Source organism: Janthinobacterium svalbardense (assembly GCF_002327145.1).
Taxonomy (GTDB): domain Bacteria; phylum Pseudomonadota; class Gammaproteobacteria; order Burkholderiales; family Burkholderiaceae_D; genus Janthinobacterium; species Janthinobacterium tructae.
The window spans coordinates 2585710-2607325 of sequence record NZ_CP023422.1; the positions used below are offsets into that span (position 1 = coordinate 2585710).

A 21616-nucleotide genomic window follows, 5' to 3' on the forward strand; every position below is an offset into this window, starting at 1 on the left:
GGTGGAATATGTTGCAGCACGTGCGCCGGCTGTTGCAAGCCGGTTGCCACCATGTCGTAGCACTCGTCCTGGCTTTCCTTGCTTTCAAGGTAGATGGCGTAGGACAGCCGCGCTTCCCTGCGCCGGGCCAGAAAGTCCTGTTCGTTCAGCGTCCGCATCCTTGTCCCTTGCTGATTATGGTTGCGGCCATGCAACTTCACTGGTGTAGCGGTTTTTTTGCCATAATCGTCGCGCATAAATTAATTTTCCCGCGTGTTGGCATTCAGTTCTTCATCCAGAAATTGCTGGCGGCGCCGCTCGGTGAATGGGCGATTGTTCATCTTGTCTGGCTGCCGTCGTGATCGACGCGTAAGGAAGATGCAATTGCATGGAGAAATGCGGACATTGCCTGGAACTCCGTGTGGTGAGGTAAACGTATCGGCAGTCGATGTCATAACTTGTTTGCAAGATTACACACTAGAAATAGTGATCGAACAAGCGCGATTCAATTGAATCGTGTGCCAGAAAGAAATATACAAAATAGCTAATATGAGCGACCCGATGGCGTGCCGCAGGTGTTTTTCGGCCGTCATCGCCTTTTTACGTGAACCGGAGCAAGCATGAGCAAGATGAAATACGCCGCCGCCGTGGCCCTGTGTGCCAGCCTGTCGCCCGCCATGGCTGCACCCACCCCGGCCGCGCCGCCGTTCCCGTTCCTCGATGTGCTCGTCTATCAGTACGCCAATTGCGTCAAGCCTGCCTATCATCAGGCCGACATCCTGTTGCAGGACGGGGCGGGGCGCTACCAGATCGACGTCAAGGGCGAGGCCTACACGGTCGAATTGCAGGAACGCATGGGCTTTTCGCTGCAGGCGGGCATTGATGGTCCCGTGGCGGCCGTCGTCAAGCTGGACCGGCCACCCAAGGGGCAGTTTGAGGAGCAGGCGCGCTGGCGCGAGCGCTGGCTGCGCGACGTGGCCGAGCGCAGCGGCGTGGCGCTGGACGAGCGGGCGCTTGCGGGCGGCGCGCGCCTGCTGACCGTGAACAAGGGCGAGATCAAGGGCAACTATGTGGGGCAGTCCCTGCTGGTCGATCCGGCACGGCAGTTGTTCATCGATATGGCGTGGCCGAATACGCTGGGCATCTATCGCGGTGCCGACGGCTTGCGGCAGGTGCGTGAAGTGCAGGATGACGTCTGGCAGCGCCTGCTGTCTTGCCCGCCGACTACGTGACGCTGTTGGCCACCGCATACCCCTGCTGCGCGCATGTGCACACACAAATAATAATGATTCTCATTTATAATGCGAGCAATGGGGGTAGCATGGGCTGGCGCCATGGCGCCACGGGTGGTGAAGGAGGGCATGATGGGCAGTGTGTATGGCAACGAGGACATGATCGCGCATGAGCATCGCGTGCTGATGGGCGAATATGGGCGGGCGCAGGCGCGTTGCAGTGCGCAGCTGGCCGCGCAGGCGGCGCGCATCGCGCAGCTGGAGTCGGAATTGATGCGCGCGCGGGCGCAGGTCGTGATCCGCGATACGCAGCTGGCACTGGCGCGCGACGCACTGGCCGATCTGGCGGCCAGCGTGCCGGGCTTGCCGACGCGCGCCCGGCTGGCGCGCAAGGTCGAGTGGCTCGGCGAGCGCGTGCAGGACTTGATGCGCGAGTTGCTGCGCCTGCAGTGGTTGCCCGCACCCGCCTTGCAGGCCGATGTGCGTGAAAAAGCCGTGCTGTATGTGGGCAGCTATCTGACTCAGGATGCGGGCCAGGCTGCGGACGGCGCGCTGATGGCGCAGCAGGCCGTCGAGCAGGCTGGCGGGCGCTTCCTGCACCACGCGGGTGGCGACGATGGCGCCGATGATGCGGCGGCGCTGGAAGCGGGTCTGGTGGCGGCCGACCTGGTGATTTGCCAGACGGGTTGCGTCAGCCACGATGCCTACTGGCGCGTGCATGACCATTGCAAGCGCACGGGCAAGCAGTGCGTGCTGGTGGACCAGCCGCAAGCCATGCATTTCGTGCGCAAGGAAGCGCTGGCCGCTTTTTGACGCCGGATTAATGCCTGTTTAATCTGCATGGGCCACAATGGCCGTCCATTCGACGTGATAGAGAGCGCCCATGCTGTCCCTGCAAATCGGCCCCCTGGCTTTGCCCACGGGCCTGGTCCTGCTGTTCGTTTCCCTGTGCGTCGCCTACGGCGTGGCGTGGTGGCTGCGGCGCTACCGCCAGCTGCCCGATGCCGGCCCCCTCGTTTCCGACCTGCTGATCGCCGGCCTGCTGGCGGCGCGCCTGGCGTTCGTGCTGCGCTGGCACGAACAATACTTCGCGGCTCCCTGGTCCATTTTGAATATCCGCGATGGCGGCTTGCTGGCGCCGGCCGGCATCGCCGCTGCGCTGGCCATCGCCGCGTGGCGCTGCCGGCGTCCCGCCATGGCGGCCATGCGCCGGCCCCTGGCCATCAGCGTGGCGTCCGGCGCGCTGGCCTGGGGCGTGTTGAGCGCAGGGATGGGGCTGGCGTATGACCAGCCGACGGCCTTGCCATCCGTGGCCCTGCAGGCGCTCGACGGCGCGCCGACGACCCTGGCGGCGCTGGCCGGCGGCAAGCCGATGGTGGTCAACCTGTGGGCCAGCTGGTGCCCGCCATGCCGGCGCGAGATGCCCGTGCTGGCCGCCGCGCAGCAGGCGCGTGCCGATATCGTTTTCGTGTATGCAAACCAGCGCGAGGATGCGGCGGCCGCCAGCGCTTTCCTGGACAGCAGCGGCGTGACCCTGCGCAACGTAGTGCTCGATAGCGCGGCGGCGCTGGGCAAGGCGGCCGGTTCCTCGGCCCTGCCCACCACCTTGTTTTATGACGCGCAGGGGCGATTGGTCGATACCCACCTGGGCGAATTGTCCGATGCCTCGCTGGCCAGCAAGCTGCAAAAAATCGCGCCGCCCGATTCTCTCTGATAGTATACCCCCCTATAGTATTTATCGAGGTGAAATCATGGGACACACGGCGCATAACAAGACCAAGCTGCTGAACAGGATCAAACGCATCAGGGGACAGGTGGAAGGCCTGGAACGGGGCCTGGAAGAGGGCCGCGACTGCGGCGAAGTGCTGCAGCTGATCGCCGCCGTGCGCGGCGCCGTGAATGGTCTGATGGCCGAAGTGATCGAAGAACACTTGCGCGAGCACGTGGCCAGTCCCGATATCTCCGGCGACGAGCGGGCCAGGGGTGCCGACGACATCGCGGGCATTCTGCGTACCTACCTCAAATAATCCGCCGGAGAGCTCAGCATGCAACTGCAACATATCGAGGAAGACCTGTCCGCCTGGCAGCACGAACACGTCTTCGGCGGCGCCAGCGACAAGGCGGAACGCCGCGCGCGCATCGTCATGTGGATCACCCTGGCCACCATGGTGCTGGAGATCGTCGCCGGCTGGTGGTACAACTCCATGGCCCTGCTGGCCGATGGCTGGCATATGAGTTCGCACGCGCTTGCCATCGGCCTGGCCGCGTTTGCGTATGCGGCCGCGCGCCGCTATGCGCGCGACCCCCGCTTTGCCTTCGGCACGTGGAAGATCGAGGTGCTGGCCGGCTATACCAGCGCCATCCTGCTGCTGGGCGTGGCCGTGCTGATGGTGGCCGCTTCCGTCGAGCGCCTGTTCTCGCCGCAGCCTATCGACTATCCGCAGGCGATGGCGGTGGCAGCCTTCGGCTTGGCTGTCAACCTGGTGTGCGCGCTGATCCTCGGCGGCCACCACGACCACGAGCATCAGCATGGTCACGATCACCACGGCCATGATCACCACGATCGGCATGGCCACGGCGAAGACCTGAACATGAAAGCCGCCTACCTCCACGTGCTGGCCGACGCCGCCACGTCCGTGCTGGCCATCGTTGCGCTGGGCGGCGCGTGGGCTTACGGCTGGCGCTGGCTCGATCCCGTGATGGGTATCGCGGGCGCCGTGCTGGTAGCCCTGTGGGCGAAAAAGCTGATGCAGGAGACGGGCAAGGTCTTGCTGGACCGCGAGATGGACCATCCCGTGGTGCAGGAAATCCGCGAGGCGGTGGAAGTGGAAAGCGCCGGCGACACGCCGCGCGTCGTCGACTTGCACGTGTGGAGAGTCGGCAAGCAGCTGTATTCGTGCGCCTTGTCCGTCGTCAGCCGCGACCCCACGCTGACAGGCGCCGAGCTGCGCGCGCGCATCGGCATCCACGAGGAAATTGTCCACAGCACCATCGAGATTGTGCGCCGACCTTGATAATGATGGCGGAAAAGCACGCTGATGCGGGGCGTAGGCAGTATAATGTCGGCTTTTACAGCACGCGCTGTTCACCAGACAGAGAAGAAAATGAGCACATTACCACCATGCCCGCAATGCAAATCCGAATTCACGTACGAAGACGGCAGCCAGTTGATCTGCCCTGAATGCGCGCATGAATGGTCGGCCACGGCTGGCGAAGCAGCGGAAGAGGGCGCCAAGGTGTACCGCGATTCGGCCGGCAATATCCTGCAGGATGGCGACACGGTCAGCGTCATCAAGGACTTGAAATTGAAGGGCGGCGGCGGCGTCGTCAAGATGGGCACCAAGGTCAAGAACATCCGCCTGGTCGACAGCGACCATGATATCGACTGCAAGATCGACGGCTTCGGTTCCATGAGCCTGAAGACGGAGTTCGTCAAGAAGGTGTAACGCTTTTACCTGTAACACGGCGCGCTGGCTTCATTCCTGCGCGCCGTTTTTTTATTCAGAATCCATGCAAATCGATCATCTCCGCCAGCGCCTGCGCGCCCTCGGTGCCAAGCCCCTGCACGAACAGCGCGTGCTGCGCGACTGGATACAGGGGCAACCGCACGACCAGGGCCGGCGCCGCGCCGAAGATTTTTTGCCGCTGCCCGTGCGCGAGGCGCTGCCTGCGCTCGACCTTGAATTGCAGGGCATGCTGAAACTGCTCAGCAGCCATCCGGGCGCGGACGGTTCCGCGCGCCTGCTGGTGGGACTGCACGATGGCCAGACGGTGGAAAGCGTGCTGCTGCCGCGCGACGGCCTGTGCGTGTCGAGCCAGGTCGGCTGCGCCGTCGGCTGCCAGTTCTGCATGACGGGCCGCGACGGCTTGATCCGGCAAGTCACCAGCGGCGAGATCGTGGCGCAGGTGGTACTGGCGCGCACCATGCGCCCCGTGAAAAAAGTCGTCTTCATGGGCATGGGCGAACCGGCGCATAACCTGAACAATGTGATGGAAGCGATCGAGCTGCTGGGCACCGAGGGCAATATCGGCCACAAGAACCTGGTGTTTTCCACGGTGGGCGACCCGCGCGCGTTCGAGCGCCTGCCGCTGGGAAGGGTCAAGCCGGCGCTGGCGCTGTCCCTGCACACGACCAAGCCGGACTTGCGCGAACAGCTGCTGCCGCGCGCGCCCAGGCTGTCGCCGCGCGAGCTGGTGGACTTTGGCGAAGCGTATGCGCGCCTGACCGGCTACCCGGTACAGTACCAGTGGACCCTGATGGAGGGCATCAACGATGGTGACGATGAAATGGACGGCATCGTCGCGCTCCTGCAAGGCAAGTACGCGGTGCTGAACATGATCCCGTATAACACCATCGATGACTTGCCGTTCAAGCGCCCCAGCTGGGAAAAGGCGCGCACCATTGCCGCCGCCTTGCACGCGCGCGGCGTGCTGACCAAATTGCGCGATTCGGCCGGGCAGGATGTGGAGGGCGGCTGCGGGCAGTTGCGCGCGCGTGAAGCCAAGGGGAAAGTCATTCCCATCCGCGCCAGCGCCGCTTAAACCCCACCCAGCAAATCGTTTTCATTCAAGATCGCAAACGCGATCTCGGGATGCGCGGCCAGGCAGCGCCGCACGGCGGCCGGAATGGCGGCGCGCGTCTTGCGGCACAGGCCCGGTTGCTCTTGCAGGCGGATCTGGAAGCCGCGCACGGTGCGCACTTCGCCGCCGCCCGGCGCGATCTGCAATTGCACGCCCAGGTTGCTCTTCAACAGCAGCTGCAGCTTCTGCAATTGCGCATAGGTGGCGATGCCCTCGATGTGCGCCAGCAAACGCTTTTCTTCCCTCAGGTTCAGGCGCAGGATGGACAGGTCCGCCTGCGCATCGTCGAGCAGGCGCTCGCGTTCGCAGTCGCACAGCTGCGGCGGACATTCCTTGCGGACTTCAAAGTCGACGATGCGCATGCTGGTATTCCAGTGACGTTCCAATGGCGATGCCGGATGAATCCAGTATCGTCCGCCACCTGGCGCCTGTCAATCAGCGCGGACTGACGATCAGGCGCCAGCGGATGGCACCTTGCTCGCTGCTGTGCTGATGGTGGTTTTGCGGCGGCATGACGTGGCCCTCCGTCGACACGATCTCGTGCGCGCAGCCGTCGCAGCGGTAGATGCCCGAGTAGGGCACGGCTTCGCCGGGCGAGGTCAGTTCATCGAAACGCGGGTGCATGGAGCGGGCCACGTAGCTGGGGTTTTTGTAGTCGGCCATGGAATCGTCTGTAAGTGGGAAATGTCCCCATTCTGGCACACAATCGTGTGCGGCCTTGACCGCGTGTCTTGGTGCGCGCGCGGCCCTGTGTTGTAATGTTGCTCATCCCATTTGAACACGCAAGGCCATGAGAACCCGCATCAAGATCTGCTGCATCGCTTCCATCGACGAAGCGCAACTGGCGATTGCCGCCGGCGCCGACGCGCTGGGCCTGGTGGCGGCCATGCCGTCCGGCCCGGGGCCGATTCCCGACGCGTGCATCGCGCAGATCGCCGCCTGGACGCCACCACCCGTGGCCACGTTCCTGCTGACGTCCGAGACGACGGCGCAAGCCATCGCCGAACACGTGCGCGCCACGCAGCCGTCGACCGTGCAGATCGTCGGGCATATCGACCCGCGTGAAGTCGAGGAGCTGGCGCGCCTGCTGCCGCATGTGCGGCGCGTACAGGTGATCCATGTGGAAGGGCCCGAGGCTTTGGAACTGATTCCCGCCTACGCGCCCCATGTGCATGCCTTCCTGCTTGACTCCGGCCGCCCTGGCGCGCCGGTCCCGGAACTGGGCGGCACGGGCCGCACGCACGACTGGTCCGTCAGTGCGCGCTTCGTGCGCGCCAGTCCCCGTCCCGTCTTCCTCGCTGGCGGCCTGGATGCCAACAACGTGATGGAGGCGCTGCGCCAGGTGCGGCCCTACGGCATCGACCTGTGCTCGCGCGTGCGCACCGATGGCAAGCTCGATGTCATGAAGCTGGCCCTGCTGATGGCGGCCGTGCGCGACGTGGATGCGGCGCTGTATGCGGAAGGTTAAGCCGTCGTTGCCAATGCGTTCATTTCGCGCACGAACGCTGCCGTAAACGCGGCCACCATGCCGCCCGCCGCGCGCGGCGAGATCAGGCCGACGACGGAATGCGACTCCTCGTCCGGCAGCGCAATAAAACGCACGCCGGGCGGCGCCACCAGGCGCATGCTGTCGGGTACGATGGCGATGCCCATGTTGGCCTCGATCAGGTTCAGCTGCGAAGTCTTGCGCGACAGGGCGCGCGCCGCCTTCGGAAAGAATCCCTGCGCCAGGCACAGGCCCGCAACCAGGTAACTGAGGCCGCCGCGGTCCTTGTGCGGGATCGAGACGAACGCCTCGTCGCGCAGGGCGGCGATCGTCGTGCGCTGCAGCGCGGCCAGCGGCGACATCGCTGACACGGCCACCACCAGCTTTTCCGCAAACAGTTCGCGCACGACGATATTGGCGTGCTTGCGCAAGGTGGGCAGGCGCACCAGGCCCAGGTCGGCACGGCCTTCTTCGATGTCAAACGCCTGGTTTTCCGACGAGCCTTTCGACACGTCCAGCGTAACACCGGGAAACTGCGCCAGCAGGCGGTTCAGCACGGCGCCGATGGCGGGCGTGAGGGTGACGGAGCTCGAATGCAGCAGGCGGATGATGCCTTGCGCGCCTTGTCCCACGTGGCGCGTCTGGCGCACGGTTTCGTCGATGTCTTCGAGGATGCGCTTGGCGCGTTCATAAAAGACCTGTCCCGCCGGCGTGAGTTCGATATGGCGAGAGTCGCGCGTCAGCAGCAAGGCTTGTACTTCGGTTTCCAGCTCCTTGATTTGCCGGCTCAGGGCCGACTGCGCGATGTACAGCTTTTCCGCCGCGCGCGAGTAGCTGCCTGCATCGACGACTTCGACAAAATAGCGGAACTGTCTGATGGAAATCAATCGTATGCCTTTTCGAGATCGGTGACTGCCTGATTTGATATTGGCCTTGCCCCGGCGTTCAGGCTACAGTGGCCTGGTGTGCTGTCACTGCAAAGGAAAGACCATGCTGGAATTGATCGGGGTGCTGGGACTGCTCGTCAGTATTATCGCAAAACTGATTTTCGTCCAGATCGGTGGCGGTCGATCAGGAGCGGACAGTGAGGATTGATGTACGTTTCGCGTGGAAACCCAACGGCAGAAAGGCCGGGGTCGGACCCTCAGGGTCCGACCCCAGTTTCCGTCTTTGGGGTTGCGAGCATTGCGACAAATCCGTCCTGCAAGGCGATGTGCTGTACCTTGTAATTCAATGCCACCCCATCCCACTCCATCAACGGCAATCCCGCGTACTTGAGCGCTGCCTCACGCGCCGTCCACGCCTGCGCCAACCGCAGCGGGCGCTGTGCATCGGGGCAGGCGGCCAGTTCCTCGGCCACCTGCGGCCCCAGGTAATCGCGCGCCAGATTCGCCCAGTCGGCAATGTCCTGCACCCGCATCACGTCGATGCCGACGGCGCCATGCAGATGCACGGCGGCCAGCGAGATACCCTCATCATGGGTCAATGACAAACCTGCCGCGCGGCCGGCCAGCAGCAAGCGGGGAGGATCGCCCGGCGTCGACTCCACCGAAATCGACTCGATATCCATCTTCAGCCACTGCGCCGCCGCTGCCCGCACGGCGGCGCGGATGCGCAAGCGGGCCTCCCAGCGCGGCAGCACAAAGGCGATGCCGATCACCAGCACGCCGTCGTCCGACCAGAGCACGGTGGCATCCATCAGCTGCGATCAGCTACGCAAAGGTGCCGCCGGGCAGCCGGCCCAGTTGCTGCCGGCGGGGATGTGTTCGCCCTTCATCACCAGGGTCAATGGCCCCAGACGCGCATTGTCGCCCACCTTGGCGCTGTACAGCACGGAGCTGCGCGGGCCCATGTAGACGCGCTGGCCGATGTCCACGTGGTCGATCTTCATCACGCGGTCTTCGAACAAATGCGTCTGCGGGCAGGTCAGCGCATTCAATTCGCTGTAGTCGCCGATATGCACGCAGTCGAATTCCGTGATGTCGGTGGTGTCCATGTAGACGCCGCGGCCGATCTTGCAGCCGAACAGGCGGAAGGCCAGTGGCAGCCACGGCGTGCCGCGCAGGTAGCGCATGAAGTTGGGCACGGCGATGCCTTCGTACAGGTTGGTGACACCTTCCGAAATCCACACGAACGGCGTCCACATGGGTGCCGCGTGCTTGCGGTAGCGTCCCAGCAGCAGCCACTTGAACAGCACCACCACCAGAAAATTGCCGATGCCGTAGGCGATGCCGGCAATCGCCAGGTCGCCCACCACTTCGCCCCAGCGTCCGGCGCCCGCGATCGGCATCACGTCCAGCACCAGGGTGTAGCCGACGGCGATCACCACCGCGTGCGGCGCGACGATGCGGAAGGCTTCGATCAGACTGCGGCCCAGGCGGCGCAACAGCGATGGCTTGAAGGTCAGGTGCTCGGCAAAACCGCTGACCTGTTCGCGCGCGGGCAGGTGCATCGGGGGAGAGCCGAGCCAGGTATCGCCGCTGTGCATCTGCTCGTTGCGCGGCGCATGCGTGTGCACGCCGATCAGCACGTGCTCGGGCAGGGTGGTGCCGTCCGGGATATAGCTGCCGTTGCCGACAAAGCTGCGGTGCGAGATGACGGTGGGTCGCATGGTCATCCAGCCGCCGTCGATCTGCTCGTCGCCCAGCATGACGGCGTCGGCGATGAAGGTGTCGTCGCCCAGGGTCAGCATGTCGGGCACCACGCCCAGCGCCGTGGAAATCTCGGCGCCCTTGCCCACCTTGGCACCCAGCAGGCGGTACCAGTATGGCGCATACACGGTGGCGTAGATGCCGTGCAGGACGTTCAGGCTCGATTCCTGGATATGGCTGACCAGCCACTTGGCGCAATAGATATTGCTGTGCACGGGCGAGCTGCCCGGCTTCAAGCGCGGCAGTGCGCCCCAGCGGATGGCGGCCGACAGCAGGGCGGTCAGCACGATCAGCACGGCGCTGGCGGGGAAGGCCAGCAAAAAATAGCGGGCCAGTTGGGTCGTCACATCGCGGCCCTGCAGCCACGGCATCATTTCACGTTCGTCGAACCAGTCGATCAGCACGAAGCTGGGGAAGACCGGCATGAAGAACAGCACGGCGATGAGCACCATGCCGAAGCAGAAGAACAGGGTTTCGCCCGTCAGGCGCAGGCGCGACACGGCGGGGCGGGGCGGCTGGCTGGCCCGGTCGTAGGGGCCAATGTCGCGCGCGGGCGAACCGGTCCAGACCCTGCCCGCCGGCACGCTCACGCCATCGGCCAGCGCGGATTGTCCCTCCAGGTGGCCGAAGGCGCCTACGCTGGTATTGCCTTCCAAAATCGCGTAAGAGCTGATGCAGGCATCGTCGCCGATGCTGATCTGGCCCAGCAGCAAACGGCCCCGTTCCACGCGGGCGTTTTCAAAGTTGACGGCATTGCCGACGCTGACGTTGTCGCCGATGGACAGCAGGTCGGGCGCGCGCAGGGTCATCGAGCCGATGACGACTTCCTTGCCCACTTTCGCGCCCAGCGCGCGCAGCCACCAGCTGTTCAGCGACGAGCCGCTGAGCAAATAAGCTGGCGCCGATTCGACCAGGCGGTCGGCCAGCCACCAGCGGTAATAGGTCACGCCCCAGAGCGGATAGCTGCCCGGCTTCAAACGCCCGGCAATCAGCCACTTGCCGGCAATCGCGATGGCAAATTCGGCCAGGGTGGCGAGCAGGAACACGCCGATCGAGGCGGCGATGGCGCGCGGCACGGTATCGCCCGTGTCGCCCGTGAAGAAGTGGTAGGTGAAAAATGGCGCCATCCACTGCGCCATGCGCAAGGTGACGAGGCCCGGCACGGCCGCCGCCTGCGCCGCGCCGCACAGCCAGCGCTTCATGGCCGATGGCGGCGTCCACTCCGCTTCCGGCGTGGCCAGCGCGGGCGCTTCGTTCAGCACGGCGGCGATCTTGCCGATCTGGCGATTGTGATAAATGTCGCGCACCGTCATGTGGGCGTAAGCCGGATTGGCGCGCAGGGCGGACGCCAGGCGGGCGGCCAGGAAGGAGTGGCCACCGAGGTCGCTGAAGAAGTCAAACTGGCGCCGTATCGGCTGGCCCGGGAACAGTGTCGCCAGCGCCGCGAACAGGGCCGCCTCGGCCGGCGTTTCCGGCACGTCCGACTCGCCCGCCTCGCCGGCCGGCGGCGTCGAGAGCGGCATGGCCTTCAGCGCTTTTCTGTCGATCTTGCCGGAGGTGAGGCGCGGCATCAGGGGCAGCAATTCGAAGCGGCCCGGCACCATGTAGGGCGGCAGATGCAGGTTCAGGGCCGCGCGCAGGGTTTTTGTGGACAGGGCATCGTCGGGGGCATCGTCGCTGCCGACGATGTAGGCCACCAGCTGGTCGATGCCATCATCCTTGCGCAGCAAGACGGCCACCGTGCCCACGCCAGGTTGCTGCGCCAGCACGGCTTCGATCTCGCCCAGTTCCACGCGGAAGCCGCGAATTTTCACCTGGTCGTCGGCGCGGCCCAGGCACAGCACCTGGCCATCAAGATCGATGCGCGCCAGGTCGCCCGTGCGGTACAGGCGCGCGTCATCGGGCCCCATGCTCCAGGGATTGGGCAGGAATTTTTCCAGCGTCAGGTCGGGGCGGCCCAGGTAACCCTCGGCCAGGCCGGGGCCGATGATGCACAGCTCACCCGTTTCGCCGCGCGGCAGCAAAGTCAAGGGACGTTTTTCTCCCGGCTCGGCCACCTGCAGCACCAGCAAGCCATAGTTGGGCAGCGGCGTGCCGATGGTGACGGGTTCACCGGGCTGCAGGCGCGCCAGGCTGCACGAGACGGTCGCCTCTGTCGGGCCATAGGTGTTGAACATGGCGCGACCCGGGCGCGACCAGCGCTCGACCAGGGACTCCGGGCACATCTCGCCGCCCAGGTTGATCAGGCGCAGACTGGGCACTTCTTCCGCGAACAGGGCCAGCAGGGTCGGCACGGCATGCAGTACGGTGACGTGGTTGGCCGCCAAGGCGCGCGGCAAGGCTTCCGGGTCGCCCGAAATTTCCTTCGGTCCCAGCCAGAGGGTGGCGCCCACCAGGTAGGCGATCCAGATTTCTTCGAACGACATGTCGAAGGCGACGGAAAAGCCCTGGTAGACGGTGTCGTCTTGCGTCACTTCCAGCACGGCGTTTTCGCTGCGCAGGAAGTGGCAGATGCTGCGTTGATTGATCAATATGCCCTTGGGTTTGCCCGTCGAGCCGGAGGTGTAGATCACATACGCGGGGTGTTCGGGCAGCACGGTTGCGCGCGCGGGCAGCAGTTCGCCCGGTGCGGCGGGGGCCAGCAGGCTTTCCGCCGTCCATACGGGACGGTCAAGTCCTGCTTCTTCCAGGCGCCGCGCAAACTGCGCGCAGCTGATGACGCCAAAGCCGTTGGCGTCATCGAGGCACACCTGCAGGCGTTCCACGGGCGTGTCTTCATCGACGGGCAGCCAGGCAGCGCCCGCCTTGGCAATCGCCGCCTGCATCAGCAGCAGAGGGGCGCCGCGTGGCAGCCACAGGCCTACGATGTCGCCGGGCTTGACGCCAGCGGCCACCAGGCGCGACGCGGCCAGGCCAGCTTGCGCATCGAGCTGCGCATACGTGATGCGGCGCTCGCCATCGATCAGGGCGATTTGCTGCGGGCAGCGGCGGGCCGTTGCCTCCAGCAGGTCGGCCAGCACTTCCTCGCGCAGCAGATCCGGTCGCGGCGGGCCGTACAGGATGTCGGCGTGGGTGGGAGGGATGCCTGGGCTGACTGCGGTGAAATCGTTCATGGATGACGCTTATCTGTAATGCGGTGTGAGGAATCTGACGGGCTGCGCATGGTGCGCGGCACAGTTGATACATTACAGCACGCAAGACATTTCAGCGTTGCAGAACGGGGAATTTTGCTGCACTTTCGGCAATTATGTGGCTGCAGGCTCAACTGCCATGATTACGGAATGTAAAACGGGGAAACATGGCGCCGATTTGTGCCACAGTGCTCGCCGCCGGATAGCCGTGCAGGGGGCGGCCGGCCAGCGCCGCATCCTGGCAGCCGTCGGCGCGGAACTGCTGCAGCACGTAGTTGTCGACGCCTTTCGCGGCCAGGGTGGTGGCCAGGGCCAGCAGCTGTTCGTCCGGCAGCAAGTCCGGGTGGGTGGTGGTGCGGCATTCGTAGGTCACGCCGCTGGCGAGGATGGCGTCCAGGCAGGCGCGCGCCGGGTCGCCGCTGCCGGCCACGCGGGTCACATGACGATAGTCGGCAAACGGCGCCTTGATGTCGAAGCCCACCCAATCGACCAGGGGCAGCACTTCCTGCAGGCGCTGCGGATAGATGCAGGCCGTATGCAGGCCGATGCCGAATCCCAGCTCCCTGACGTCGAGCATGGCACGCGCCAGCGCCGGGTCCATGCACGCTTCGCCGCCGCTGAAGACGACGGCGTCGACCAGGCCCACGCGGCGGCGCATCCAGGTCAGTACGTCTTGCCAGGGCATGGCGCCCTGCGGTGTGCGCGCCTGCAGATGGGGATTGTGGCAATAGCCGCAGCGCCAGGGGCAGCCCTGCACGAAGACTACGGCGGCCAGCTTGCCCGGATAGTCGGTGGCGGAAAAGGGCGTCAGGCCGCCCACTTTCAACTCAGCCACGGCAGGCGGGCTGGCCAACCTGGGCGCTCGCTTGCGTAAAGTATTGGCGCTCGTGGAATTCGCCCTGCTTTCCGATGTTGAACGAGGCAACGGGGCGGTGGTAGCCCATCACGCGCGTCCAGATTTCGCAGCGCTGGCGTTCGCTGTCGAGCAGGGTGATGGCGGGAGTGAAGTCGGGACGTGCGTTCATGGTGTTTCCTCAAGTGATGGAACAGGGTGGGCTTGCTTGCGGGCGATCAGTTCCGCGTCGCAGGTGGGGCAGAATTCATGTTTGCCGGCCAGGTAGCCGTGGCGCGGGCAGATGGAAAACGTGGGCGTGACCGTGATGTAGGGCAGCGAGAAGCGGCTCAGCGCGCGTTTTACCAGTTCGCGGCAGGCATTCGCATCCGACAGCGCTTCGGTCATGTACAGGTGCAGCACCGTGCCGCCCGTGTACTTGCGCTGCAGTGCGTCCTGCAATTCCAGCGCCTCGAACGGGTCGTCCGTATGGCCCACGGGCAGTTGCGACGAGTTCGTGTAATACGGGTTGTCGACGGTGCCCGCCTGCAGGATGGCGGGATAGCGCTTGCGGTCTTCGCGGGCGAAGCGGTAGGTGGTGCCCTCGGCCGGTGTCGCTTCCAGGTTGTACATGTGGCCCGTCTCTTCCTGGAATGCCACCATGCGGGCGCGCACGTGGTCGAGCAGGCGGATCGCCAGCGCATGGCCCTCGGCGGACGTGATGTCGTAAGCGTCGCCGCTGAAATTGCGGATCATCTCGTTGATGCCGTTCACGCCCAGCGTGGAAAAGTGATTGCGCAGGGTGCCCAGGTAGCGCTTCGTGTAGGGGAACAAGCCTTGCTGCATCAGTTCTTCGATGGTGCGGCGCTTGATTTCCAGGCTGACTTTGCCCAGCTCCAGCAGGCGGTCCAGGTCGGCCATCAGTGCCGCTTCGTCGCCGCGCCACAGGTGGCCCAGGCGCGCGCAGTTGATGGTGACCACGCCCAGGGAGCCCGTCTGCTCGGCGGAACCGAACAGGCCATTGCCCCGTTTCAGCAGTTCGCGCAAGTCCAGCTGCAAGCGGCAGCACATGGAGCGGATCATGTTCGGCTTGAGTTCCGAATTGATGAAATTCTGGAAGTAGGGCAGGCCGTAGCGGGCCGTCATCTCGAACAGGCGTTCCGCGTTCTCGCTATGCCAGTCGAAGTCCTCGGTGATGTTATAGGTCGGGATGGGAAAGGTGAAGACTCTGCCCTTGGCGTCACCCGCCATCATGATCTCGATATACGCGCGGTTGATCATGTCCATCTCCGCCTGCAGCTCGCCATAGCTGAAGTCCATCTCCTGGCCGGCGATGACGGGAATCTGCTCGCGCAGGTCGTCCGGGCAGACCCAGTCGAAGGTGAGGTTGGTAAACGGCGTTTGCGTACCCCAGCGCGATGGCACGTTGAGGTTGAAGATCAGCTCCTGCATGTACTGGCGCACGTCTTCGTAGCGCAGGCTGTCCTTGCGGATGTAGGGCGCCATGTAGGTGTCGAAGGAGCTGAACGCCTGCGCGCCGGCCCATTCGTTTTGCAGGGTGCCGAGAAAATTGACGATCTGGCCGATGGCGCTCGACATGTGTTTCGGCGGGCCCGATTCGATCTTGCCCGGCACGCCATTCAAGCCTTCATGCAGCAGGGTTCGCAGCGACCAGCCGGCGCAGTAGCCGGCCAGCATGTCGAGGTCGTGGATGTGCAGTGCCGCTTCGCGGTGCGCCGCGCCCACTTCCGGCGGATACACCTGGTCCAGCCAGTAGTTGGCGATGACCTTGCCCGAGACATTCAGGATCAAGCCACCCAAGGAATACCCCTGGTTGGCGTTGGCGTTGACGCGCCAGTCGCGCCGTTCCAGGTATTCATTGATGGACGCGGCGACATCGACCTGGCCGCGTGTGGGGGAAACTGCATTCGTCGTCATGAAACCTCCAGTAAACACAACATGCGGTGTTTTTATGAAGGTTATCTACTAAATGTAGTGCCGTCAAAGGTGGCGTGCAAGCGATTCGCGTATCCTTGATCCAGGTGAAAAAACCACCTCAGCCGGTTTTGTTCCAGCGCGTTTCGCGCAGGATCAGCCAGCTCGCGCAAAAGAATGCGGCGCCGCAGGCGGCGATGCTGGCGACGGAGGCGGGCAGTACGTGGGCCCAGATTTCCAGTGGCGTATAGGTGCTCCAGCTGGCCACGCGCGCATCGAACGTGACGTAGTTCGCCAGCAGCCAGTAGATGGCCAGCAGGCCCGTGCAGATGGCGGCCTGACGCAGCAGCGGCAGTTGGCGGCGCGCGAACACGGCCAGCAGGAACAGCAGCAGCACGCCCGGATAGGCGCCCAGCACTTCCGGCGACAGCACGGAGATGGTCCCCGCGTCATAGCCATCGGCCGGACCGGCCCACTGCACTTGCAGCGCGGTGAGGAACAGGGTCAGAAGGAAAATCAGCAGCGGTTTGCGGGTCATGGTGGGCAATCGAAGAGGGGGGAAGTGGGGCATTTTACAGCCAGGTCAAGCAAGTTGAAGGTGTGCCAGCCATGCATGCATTCCTTCACCTGCGTCAAGGACTGGGCAGCATGGGCGGGGCTATAGTCTGCACCCTGAGCCGATACAGGACTGTGAACATCATGATGCTTGAATCAACTACCGCCACCCGCGTGGCCGGACCGCTGGAACTGGTCTGCCCCGCCGGCAGCCTGCCTGCCCTGAAAGCGGCCGTCGACAATGGCGCCGATACCGTTTACCTGGGCTTTCGCGATGCCACCAATGCGCGCAATTTCGCCGGCCTCAATTTCGACGAGAAAGCCATCGCCGAAGGCGTGCGCTACGCCCACCAGTACGGACGCAAGGTGCTGCTGGCGCTGAACACTTATCCGCAGCCGCACAACTGGGCCGTGTGGCGCAGCGCCATTGATCGCGCGGCTGCGGCCGGCATCGACGCCATGATCGTTGCCGATCCGGGTCTGATGGCCTACGCGGCGCAGCACCAGCCGCAGCTGCGCCTGCACCTGTCCGTGCAGGGCTCGGCCACCAACTACGAAGCCATCAATTTTTACCATGAACACTTCGGCATCGCCCGCGCCGTGCTGCCGCGCGTGCTGTCGATGGCGCAGGTGGAACAATTGATCAGCAAGACGGAAGTCGAGATCGAAGTGTTCGGTTTCGGCAGCCTGTGCGTGATGGTCGAAGGGCGCTGTGCGTTGTCGTCGTATGCAACGGGCGAGGCGCCGAACACCCACGGCGTGTGCTCGCCGGCCAAGGCCGTGCGCTGGCTGGAAACGCCGAATGGCCTGGAGTCGCGCCTGAACGGCGTGCTGATCGACCGCTATGCGCCCGGTGAAAACGCCAGCTATCCGACCCTGTGCAAGGGCCGCTTCGAAGTCAATGACGAAGAGTATTACGCGATCGAGGAGCCGGCCAGCTTGAATACCCTGGCGCTGCTGCCGCAACTGATCGCCATGGGCGTGCGCGCCGTGAAGATCGAAGGGCGCCAGCGCAGTCCCGCCTACGTGGCGCAGGTCACGCGCGTGTGGCGCGAAGCGATCGACGCCTGCCGCGAAGGCAATCCGCGCTACGCCGTCAAGCCGGGCTGGATGGCGGCCATGGACAAGCTGGCCGAAGGTCAGCAGCACACTTTAGGCGCCTACCATCGCTCCTGGAAATAGCAAAACCTACTGCGCGTCCCGGGGCGCGGCCTGCGATGCTCACCGTGCTCGAGCACGGCTGCGCTTCTCGGCCTCGCCGCGAGCCGCTCGCTACGGTTTTGTAACTTGAAAAATACTGGAAAAGGCATGCTAAAACTATCGTTGGGTCCTTTGCTGTACTACTGGCCGCGCGCCACCGTCTTCGAGTTTTACCAGCAGATCGCCGGTAGCGCCGTCGAGATCGTGTACCTGGGTGAAACCGTGTGTTCGCGCCGGCATGAGCTGCGCCTGGCCGACTGGCTCGATATCGCCGACATGCTGGCCGCTGCCGGCAAGGAAGTGGTGCTGTCGACGCAGGCGCTGATCGAGGCGGGCGCCGAACTGGCGACCCTGCGCCGCATCACGGGCAATGGCCGCTATACGGTCGAAGCGAACGACATGGGCGCCGTGCACTGCATGGAAAAGGGTGCGCCCTTTGTCGCCGGTCCCCATTTGAACCTGTTCAATGGCCCCAGCCTGCAACTGCTGGCGCGCCTGGGCGCGCGGCGCTGGGTGATGCCGCTGGAAATGGGGCAGACGGCGCTGGCCGAGATGCAGCGCCAGAAACCGGAAGGACTGGAGACGGAAGTGTTCGCCTATGGCCGCATGCCGCTGGCGTTTTCCGCGCGCTGCTTCACGGCGCGCAACCGCAACCTGCCGAAGGACGACTGCGGCTACAGCTGCCTGGAAGAACCGGACGGCCTGCTGCTGCGCACGCGCGACGAAGTGCCGTTTCTCGTACTGAATGGCACGCAGACGCAGTCTGCCCTCGTCTACAACCTGGTGCGCGAACTCGACGCCATGCGCGACATGGGCGTGGCGGTGGCACGCATCAGCCCGCAGGCCATGCATACGGAACAAGTCATCGCCATTTTCGACCGCGCCCGCCGCGGCCAGGTCAGCGGCGTGGGCGCCCAGGCCCAGCTGGCGGCCTGCCAGCCGGCCGGCGCCTGCGACGGCTACTGGCACGGCCAGCCCGGCATGGAACAGCACGCCGCTCATTGAACGCATCGAAAGGAAGCACCATGCAAGATCAACTGGAAAGATTGCCCATCCCGGCCAAGCCCGCCATGGGCAAGCCCGCCATGTCGTACCGGCTGCCCGAACCGCTGGCCGAATTGCTGTCCAAGCTGCCGCCGTATCCCGCCTCCTGGCTGTTCGTGCAAGGCCTGAACCGCCTGCTGGCGCCGCAATTGCCCGACGATGTGCGGCGCAGCCTGGAGGGGCGCAGCCTGCGCCTGCGCCTGGTCGACGCTGGCATCGCCTTCGATTTCGAGTGGCAGGGCACGGTGTTCGTGGCCGAGCGCTATGTGGACGTGCCGGACCTGTGCATCGCCGCCAGCGTGCATGACCTGATGCTGCTGGCGCGGCGCCAGGAAGATCCTGACACGCTGTTCTTCAGCCGTCGATTGAGCCTGGAAGGCGATACGGAACTGGGCTTGCTGTTCAAGAATACGCTCGACGCCATCGAGCTGCCGCCGTTCGATTTACAGGCGCTGGGACCGCGCCGCGTGCTGGCGCATCTGCGCGACCGGGGTGCGCGGGAGGGCTGAGCGGAGCAGGGGGAGCGAAGAATTGCCGGAGCCGGCGTTCAGTGGCGGCAGTGGCCGCAGGCGCCGCTGCACGATGGCAGTTGTTCCTCGTCGGAGGCCTCGCCCATGAAGCCGGCGTCGTTGACGGCCGCCAGCAGGCGCTCCTGCGTGGCCAGCCGTTCGTCAAATTGCACCGTGGCGCCGTGGCGCGCCAGCGAGACGCACACGGTGGCCACGCCCGTGACGGCCTCGAGCGCGCCCGTCAGCCTGTCGGCGCAGCCTTCGTGATCCATCCCGATAATATTCAAGCGTGCTGTCTGCATGGGTTCCTCTTGTTTTTCAGATAAAAAAACAGCGTAGGCGAGGGGTGCGCATGCCGTCCAGAGCCGCACGCAAGATTTATTTTCTATTTGTGGTTTTATTGATCTGGATTAATTCCAGCCCCTGCTGGCGCACCTGGAAGTGCGTTTATTCCATACATAGTTGCCCTATTTCAGTTTGCCGGAGGCGACGCCGCTGGTGTGCAAGGCACTTTGGTATCGTCAAAAATATTACTAATGGTTTTGTTGATCGGTGTCAAACAGGTGCTTCAATCGTGCGCGGGATGTTTGATAAAGCGCAAGGCAAGTTCAACGGAACAGCTGTTGACACTTGTAAAATTTTCACCGAACATGATTCCTCGTAACAACATTTCTCAGGCACAAGCGCTTACCGCAGGTGTCGTGCGGGACTCGTGCGCCCGTTCAACAGCCAGCCGCCGCCAACCGCCGAGCGCTCTGTTCCATTGTAACCATCCGTTATCTTTTCGAAGGTTCGTCCATGCTCGATTCGATCGCGTCGGTATTGCACCAGGTGCCGGAATTGGCCTTGTTCCTGGCCCTGGCCCTGGGCTACGCGGTAGGACAGATACGCTTCGGTCCGATCCAACTGGGCGGCGTGTGCGGCACCCTGATCGCCGCGCTGCTGATCGGCCAGCTGGGCATTACCTTGGACGCCAGCGTCAAGAATGTTTTCTTCATGCTGTTCATCTTTGCCCTCGGCTATGCGGGCGGTCCCCAGTTCTTTGCCAACCTGAATGCCAAGGGCTTGCGCTTGGGAATACTCTGCCTGATCGAAGTGGTGGTGGTACTGGCGCTGGTGCTGCTGGCCACGCGCTTCCTGGGCCTGGACCAGGGCACGGCTGCCGGCATGATGGCGGGCGCGGCGACGGAGTCGGCCGTCGTCGGCACGGCCACGGACGCCATCTCGAAGCTGGCGTTGCCGGCCGCGCGCATCGCCGAGCTGCAGGCCAACGTGGTCACCGCGTATTCCATCACGTATATTTTCGGCCTGATCGCCATCGTCATCGTCACCAGCCAGATTTTCCCACTGTTGTTGCGCGTCAATCTGCGCGAGGAAGCGGACAAGCTGTGGGAAAAGATGGGCGGCGCGCAAACCGATGGCGACGGGGTGCAGGCCACGCCGGAAATGGTGGGCCGCGCCTACCGCATCAGCCGTGGCGCTGGACGCCGTCTCGATGCCTTGCAGCATATTTTCGCGGGCCGCGCCAGCATCACGCGCGTGCGCCGGCACGGCAAGGTGCTGGACCTGGAACCGGCATTGCGCCTGCGCGCCAACGATGAAGTGCTGGTGATCGGCCACCGTCCCGCGCTGGTGGCGGCCGAAGCCATCCTGGGCGAAGAATTTGCCGACACGACAGGCTTGAACATGGCCGTTTCCGCCGTCGAAGTGGTGCTGCAGCAAGCCGCGCTGGTGGGCCAGCCCCTGCGCCAGCTGGCCTTGCCTTCCGGCGTGCATGTGGCGGCCGTCGTGCGTGGCGAGCACAGCATGCCGCCCCTGCCGGACCTGGCCCTGCAGCGCGACGATGTGCTGCGCCTGTACGGCACGAAGGACGGGCGCGAACTGAACACGGCGCTGGCCGCCATCGGCAAGCGCGTGCCCACCGGGGACCGCAGCAATATCGTCTACGCCAGCATCGGCATCGTGCTCGGTGTGTATATCGGCGGCTTTACCGCCAGGCTGGGCGGCATTCCGTTTTCGCTGGGCACGGGCGGCGGGGCCTTGCTGACGGGCCTGGTATTCGGCTGGTACCAGGCACGCAAGCCGGGCATGCCGGGCATCCACCCCAGCGCGCTCGACATGATGAAGGATATCGGTCTGGCCACCTTCATCGCCTGCGTGGGCCTGGCGTCGGGACCGCAGGCGATCGAGCTGATCCGCCAATACGGGCTGTCGCTGCCGCTGATGGGCGTGCTGATCGCCGTCGTTCCCGCTTCGCTCTCCTTGCTGGTGGGCCACTTTTTCCTCAAGCTGGAAGCGCCCGTGCTGCTGGGCGCCATCGCCGGCCAGCAGTGCAGCACGCCGGCCCTGTCGGCCGTGCAGAACGCGGCCGGCAACTCCACGCCCTTGCTGGGCTACACGATCACGTATGCGATCTCGAACGTGGTGCTGCCCCTGCTGGGGCCGCTCATCGTGGCCCTGGCCGGCTCGGTCCACGCGTGA

23 protein-coding genes are annotated in these 21616 nt (G+C 64.5%); 13 read left to right on the forward strand and 10 right to left on the reverse strand.

The features are described 5' to 3' along the window. Positions 1-8 precede the first annotated feature (8 nt). The 8 genes from CNX70_RS28530 to CNX70_RS11640 all read left to right on the forward strand — a co-directional run bounded on the left by CNX70_RS28530 (position 9) and on the right by CNX70_RS11640 (position 5753). A complete protein-coding gene (locus CNX70_RS28530) occupies positions 9-341 on the forward strand; it encodes a hypothetical protein (RefSeq protein ID WP_167389646.1) in 333 nt (110 codons plus the stop codon). 258 nt (positions 342-599) lie between these two features. Further along, positions 600-1211 (forward strand): hypothetical protein, encoded by a 612-nt coding sequence (locus CNX70_RS11610; RefSeq protein ID WP_096234799.1) that lies wholly within the window; start codon positions 600-602, stop codon positions 1209-1211. Between the two features lie 273 nt (positions 1212-1484). After that, positions 1485-2024: a DUF2325 domain-containing protein gene (locus tag CNX70_RS11615; RefSeq protein WP_244199177.1), complete on the forward strand. Its 540-nt coding sequence runs from the start codon at positions 1485-1487 to the stop codon at positions 2022-2024. 70 nt (positions 2025-2094) lie between these two features. Then, complete coding sequence (locus tag CNX70_RS11620; protein ID WP_096234800.1) at positions 2095-2925, forward strand: TlpA disulfide reductase family protein; 831 nt, start codon at positions 2095-2097, stop codon at positions 2923-2925. Positions 2926-2962: 37 nt separating this feature from the next. Further along, positions 2963-3238 (forward strand): metal/formaldehyde-sensitive transcriptional repressor, encoded by a 276-nt coding sequence (locus CNX70_RS11625; RefSeq protein WP_096234801.1) that lies wholly within the window; start codon positions 2963-2965, stop codon positions 3236-3238. Positions 3239-3256: 18 nt separating this feature from the next. Continuing rightward, entirely contained in the window at positions 3257-4225 is a 969-nt protein-coding gene (gene dmeF / locus CNX70_RS11630) for a CDF family Co(II)/Ni(II) efflux transporter DmeF (RefSeq protein ID WP_096234802.1), read from the forward strand. Between the two features lie 90 nt (positions 4226-4315). Next, complete coding sequence (locus CNX70_RS11635; protein WP_096234803.1) at positions 4316-4657, forward strand: zinc ribbon domain-containing protein YjdM; 342 nt, start codon at positions 4316-4318, stop codon at positions 4655-4657. A gap of 64 nt (positions 4658-4721) precedes the next feature. After that, entirely contained in the window at positions 4722-5753 is a 1032-nt protein-coding gene (locus CNX70_RS11640) for an RNA methyltransferase (protein WP_096234804.1), read from the forward strand. Here the strand turns inward: CNX70_RS11640 and CNX70_RS11645 are convergent. After that, positions 5750-6154 carry a hypothetical protein gene (locus CNX70_RS11645; protein WP_096234805.1) on the reverse strand — a complete coding sequence of 135 codons (405 nt, stop codon included), beginning with the start codon at positions 6152-6154 and terminating at the stop codon, positions 5750-5752. The two genes, CNX70_RS11640 and CNX70_RS11645, sit on opposite strands and share 4 nt — an antisense overlap. A 73-nt stretch (positions 6155-6227) precedes the next feature. Next, positions 6228-6455 carry a hypothetical protein gene (locus CNX70_RS11650; RefSeq protein WP_070218305.1) on the reverse strand — a complete coding sequence of 76 codons (228 nt, stop codon included), beginning with the start codon at positions 6453-6455 and terminating at the stop codon, positions 6228-6230. Between the two features lie 127 nt (positions 6456-6582). Here CNX70_RS11650 and CNX70_RS11655 point away from each other — a divergent pair, with 127 nt between their 5' ends. Beyond that, complete coding sequence (locus CNX70_RS11655; RefSeq protein WP_096234806.1) at positions 6583-7260, forward strand: phosphoribosylanthranilate isomerase; 678 nt, start codon at positions 6583-6585, stop codon at positions 7258-7260. Here CNX70_RS11655 and CNX70_RS11660 read toward each other — a convergent pair. From CNX70_RS11660 to CNX70_RS11690, 7 genes are all read right to left on the reverse strand, one after another. Beyond that, positions 7257-8165, reverse strand: a complete 909-nt coding sequence (locus CNX70_RS11660) for a LysR family transcriptional regulator (protein ID WP_096234807.1) — start codon at positions 8163-8165, stop codon at positions 7257-7259. The genes CNX70_RS11655 and CNX70_RS11660 overlap by 4 nt on opposite strands. 257 nt (positions 8166-8422) lie before the next feature. Then, positions 8423-8965 (reverse strand): 4'-phosphopantetheinyl transferase family protein, encoded by a 543-nt coding sequence (locus tag CNX70_RS11665; RefSeq protein WP_157750988.1) that lies wholly within the window; start codon positions 8963-8965, stop codon positions 8423-8425. A 21-nt stretch (positions 8966-8986) separates the two neighbouring features. After that, the gene (locus CNX70_RS11670) at positions 8987-13042 is read right to left on the reverse strand and encodes a Pls/PosA family non-ribosomal peptide synthetase (RefSeq protein WP_096234809.1); all 4056 of its coding nucleotides are present in this window, start codon (positions 13040-13042) and stop codon (positions 8987-8989) included. Between the two features lie 148 nt (positions 13043-13190). Beyond that, a complete protein-coding gene (locus tag CNX70_RS11675; protein WP_244199118.1) occupies positions 13191-13895 on the reverse strand; it encodes an anaerobic ribonucleoside-triphosphate reductase activating protein in 705 nt (234 codons plus the stop codon). Further along, the gene (gene nrdD / locus CNX70_RS29120; RefSeq protein WP_096234810.1) at positions 13888-14085 is read right to left on the reverse strand and encodes an anaerobic ribonucleoside-triphosphate reductase; all 198 of its coding nucleotides are present in this window, start codon (positions 14083-14085) and stop codon (positions 13888-13890) included. The genes CNX70_RS11675 and nrdD overlap by 8 nt, the downstream gene beginning before the upstream one ends. Then, positions 14082-15830, reverse strand: coding sequence for a ribonucleoside triphosphate reductase (locus CNX70_RS11685; protein WP_096234811.1), 1749 nt, complete (start codon positions 15828-15830; stop codon positions 14082-14084). The genes nrdD and CNX70_RS11685 overlap by 4 nt, the downstream gene beginning before the upstream one ends. Before the next feature lie 118 nt (positions 15831-15948). Beyond that, the gene (locus CNX70_RS11690; RefSeq protein ID WP_096234812.1) at positions 15949-16365 is read right to left on the reverse strand and encodes a hypothetical protein; all 417 of its coding nucleotides are present in this window, start codon (positions 16363-16365) and stop codon (positions 15949-15951) included. A 161-nt stretch (positions 16366-16526) separates the two neighbouring features. Between CNX70_RS11690 and ubiU the strand changes: the two genes are divergently transcribed. The 3 genes from ubiU (at position 16527) to ubiT (ending at position 19135) form a co-directional block, all read left to right on the forward strand. Then, positions 16527-17564, forward strand: a complete 1038-nt coding sequence (gene ubiU, locus CNX70_RS11695; protein WP_425269236.1) for a ubiquinone anaerobic biosynthesis protein UbiU — start codon at positions 16527-16529, stop codon at positions 17562-17564. Between the two features lie 126 nt (positions 17565-17690). Further along, the gene (ubiV, locus tag CNX70_RS11700) at positions 17691-18587 is read left to right on the forward strand and encodes a ubiquinone anaerobic biosynthesis protein UbiV (RefSeq protein ID WP_096234813.1); all 897 of its coding nucleotides are present in this window, start codon (positions 17691-17693) and stop codon (positions 18585-18587) included. A 20-nt stretch (positions 18588-18607) separates the two neighbouring features. Continuing rightward, positions 18608-19135: a ubiquinone anaerobic biosynthesis accessory factor UbiT gene (ubiT, locus tag CNX70_RS11705; RefSeq protein WP_096234814.1), complete on the forward strand. Its 528-nt coding sequence runs from the start codon at positions 18608-18610 to the stop codon at positions 19133-19135. Positions 19136-19173: 38 nt separating this feature from the next. On the opposite strand, the gene CNX70_RS11710 is transcribed toward ubiT, so the two are convergent. Then, positions 19174-19437 (reverse strand): heavy-metal-associated domain-containing protein, encoded by a 264-nt coding sequence (locus CNX70_RS11710; RefSeq protein WP_071078113.1) that lies wholly within the window; start codon positions 19435-19437, stop codon positions 19174-19176. A gap of 496 nt (positions 19438-19933) precedes the next feature. On the opposite strand from CNX70_RS11710, the gene aspT reads away from it, so the two are divergent. Continuing rightward, positions 19934-21616 carry an aspartate-alanine antiporter gene (gene aspT, locus CNX70_RS11715; protein WP_096234815.1) on the forward strand — a complete coding sequence of 561 codons (1683 nt, stop codon included), beginning with the start codon at positions 19934-19936 and terminating at the stop codon, positions 21614-21616.

Bases quoted from the DNA above. Each gene is read 5' to 3' on its own strand.
- CNX70_RS28530 (WP_167389646.1), top strand. From the start codon at position 9: ATGTTGCAGCACGTGCGCCGGCTGTTGCAAGCCGGTTGCCACCATGTC.
- CNX70_RS11610 (WP_096234799.1), top strand. From the start codon at position 600: ATGAGCAAGATGAAATACGCCGCCGCCGTGGCCCTGTGTGCCAGCCTG.
- CNX70_RS11615 (WP_244199177.1), top strand. From the start codon at position 1,485: ATGCGCGCGCGGGCGCAGGTCGTGATCCGCGATACGCAGCTGGCACTG.
- CNX70_RS11620 (WP_096234800.1), top strand. From the start codon at position 2,095: ATGCTGTCCCTGCAAATCGGCCCCCTGGCTTTGCCCACGGGCCTGGTC.
- CNX70_RS11625 (WP_096234801.1), top strand. From the start codon at position 2,963: ATGGGACACACGGCGCATAACAAGACCAAGCTGCTGAACAGGATCAAA.
- dmeF (WP_096234802.1), top strand. From the start codon at position 3,257: ATGCAACTGCAACATATCGAGGAAGACCTGTCCGCCTGGCAGCACGAA.
- CNX70_RS11635 (WP_096234803.1), top strand. From the start codon at position 4,316: ATGAGCACATTACCACCATGCCCGCAATGCAAATCCGAATTCACGTAC.
- CNX70_RS11640 (WP_096234804.1), top strand. From the start codon at position 4,722: ATGCAAATCGATCATCTCCGCCAGCGCCTGCGCGCCCTCGGTGCCAAG.
- CNX70_RS11645 (WP_096234805.1), bottom strand. From the start codon at position 6,154: ATGCGCATCGTCGACTTTGAAGTCCGCAAGGAATGTCCGCCGCAGCTG.
- CNX70_RS11650 (WP_070218305.1), bottom strand. From the start codon at position 6,455: ATGGCCGACTACAAAAACCCCAGCTACGTGGCCCGCTCCATGCACCCG.
- CNX70_RS11655 (WP_096234806.1), top strand. From the start codon at position 6,583: ATGAGAACCCGCATCAAGATCTGCTGCATCGCTTCCATCGACGAAGCG.
- CNX70_RS11670 (WP_096234809.1), bottom strand. From the start codon at position 13,042: ATGAACGATTTCACCGCAGTCAGCCCAGGCATCCCTCCCACCCACGCC.
- nrdD (WP_096234810.1), bottom strand. From the start codon at position 14,085: ATGAACGCACGTCCCGACTTCACTCCCGCCATCACCCTGCTCGACAGC.
- CNX70_RS11685 (WP_096234811.1), bottom strand. From the start codon at position 15,830: ATGACGACGAATGCAGTTTCCCCCACACGCGGCCAGGTCGATGTCGCC.
- CNX70_RS11690 (WP_096234812.1), bottom strand. From the start codon at position 16,365: ATGACCCGCAAACCGCTGCTGATTTTCCTTCTGACCCTGTTCCTCACC.
- ubiU (WP_425269236.1), top strand. From the start codon at position 16,527: ATGATGCTTGAATCAACTACCGCCACCCGCGTGGCCGGACCGCTGGAA.
- ubiV (WP_096234813.1), top strand. From the start codon at position 17,691: ATGCTAAAACTATCGTTGGGTCCTTTGCTGTACTACTGGCCGCGCGCC.
- ubiT (WP_096234814.1), top strand. From the start codon at position 18,608: ATGCAAGATCAACTGGAAAGATTGCCCATCCCGGCCAAGCCCGCCATG.
- CNX70_RS11710 (WP_071078113.1), bottom strand. From the start codon at position 19,437: ATGCAGACAGCACGCTTGAATATTATCGGGATGGATCACGAAGGCTGC.
- aspT (WP_096234815.1), top strand. From the start codon at position 19,934: ATGCTCGATTCGATCGCGTCGGTATTGCACCAGGTGCCGGAATTGGCC.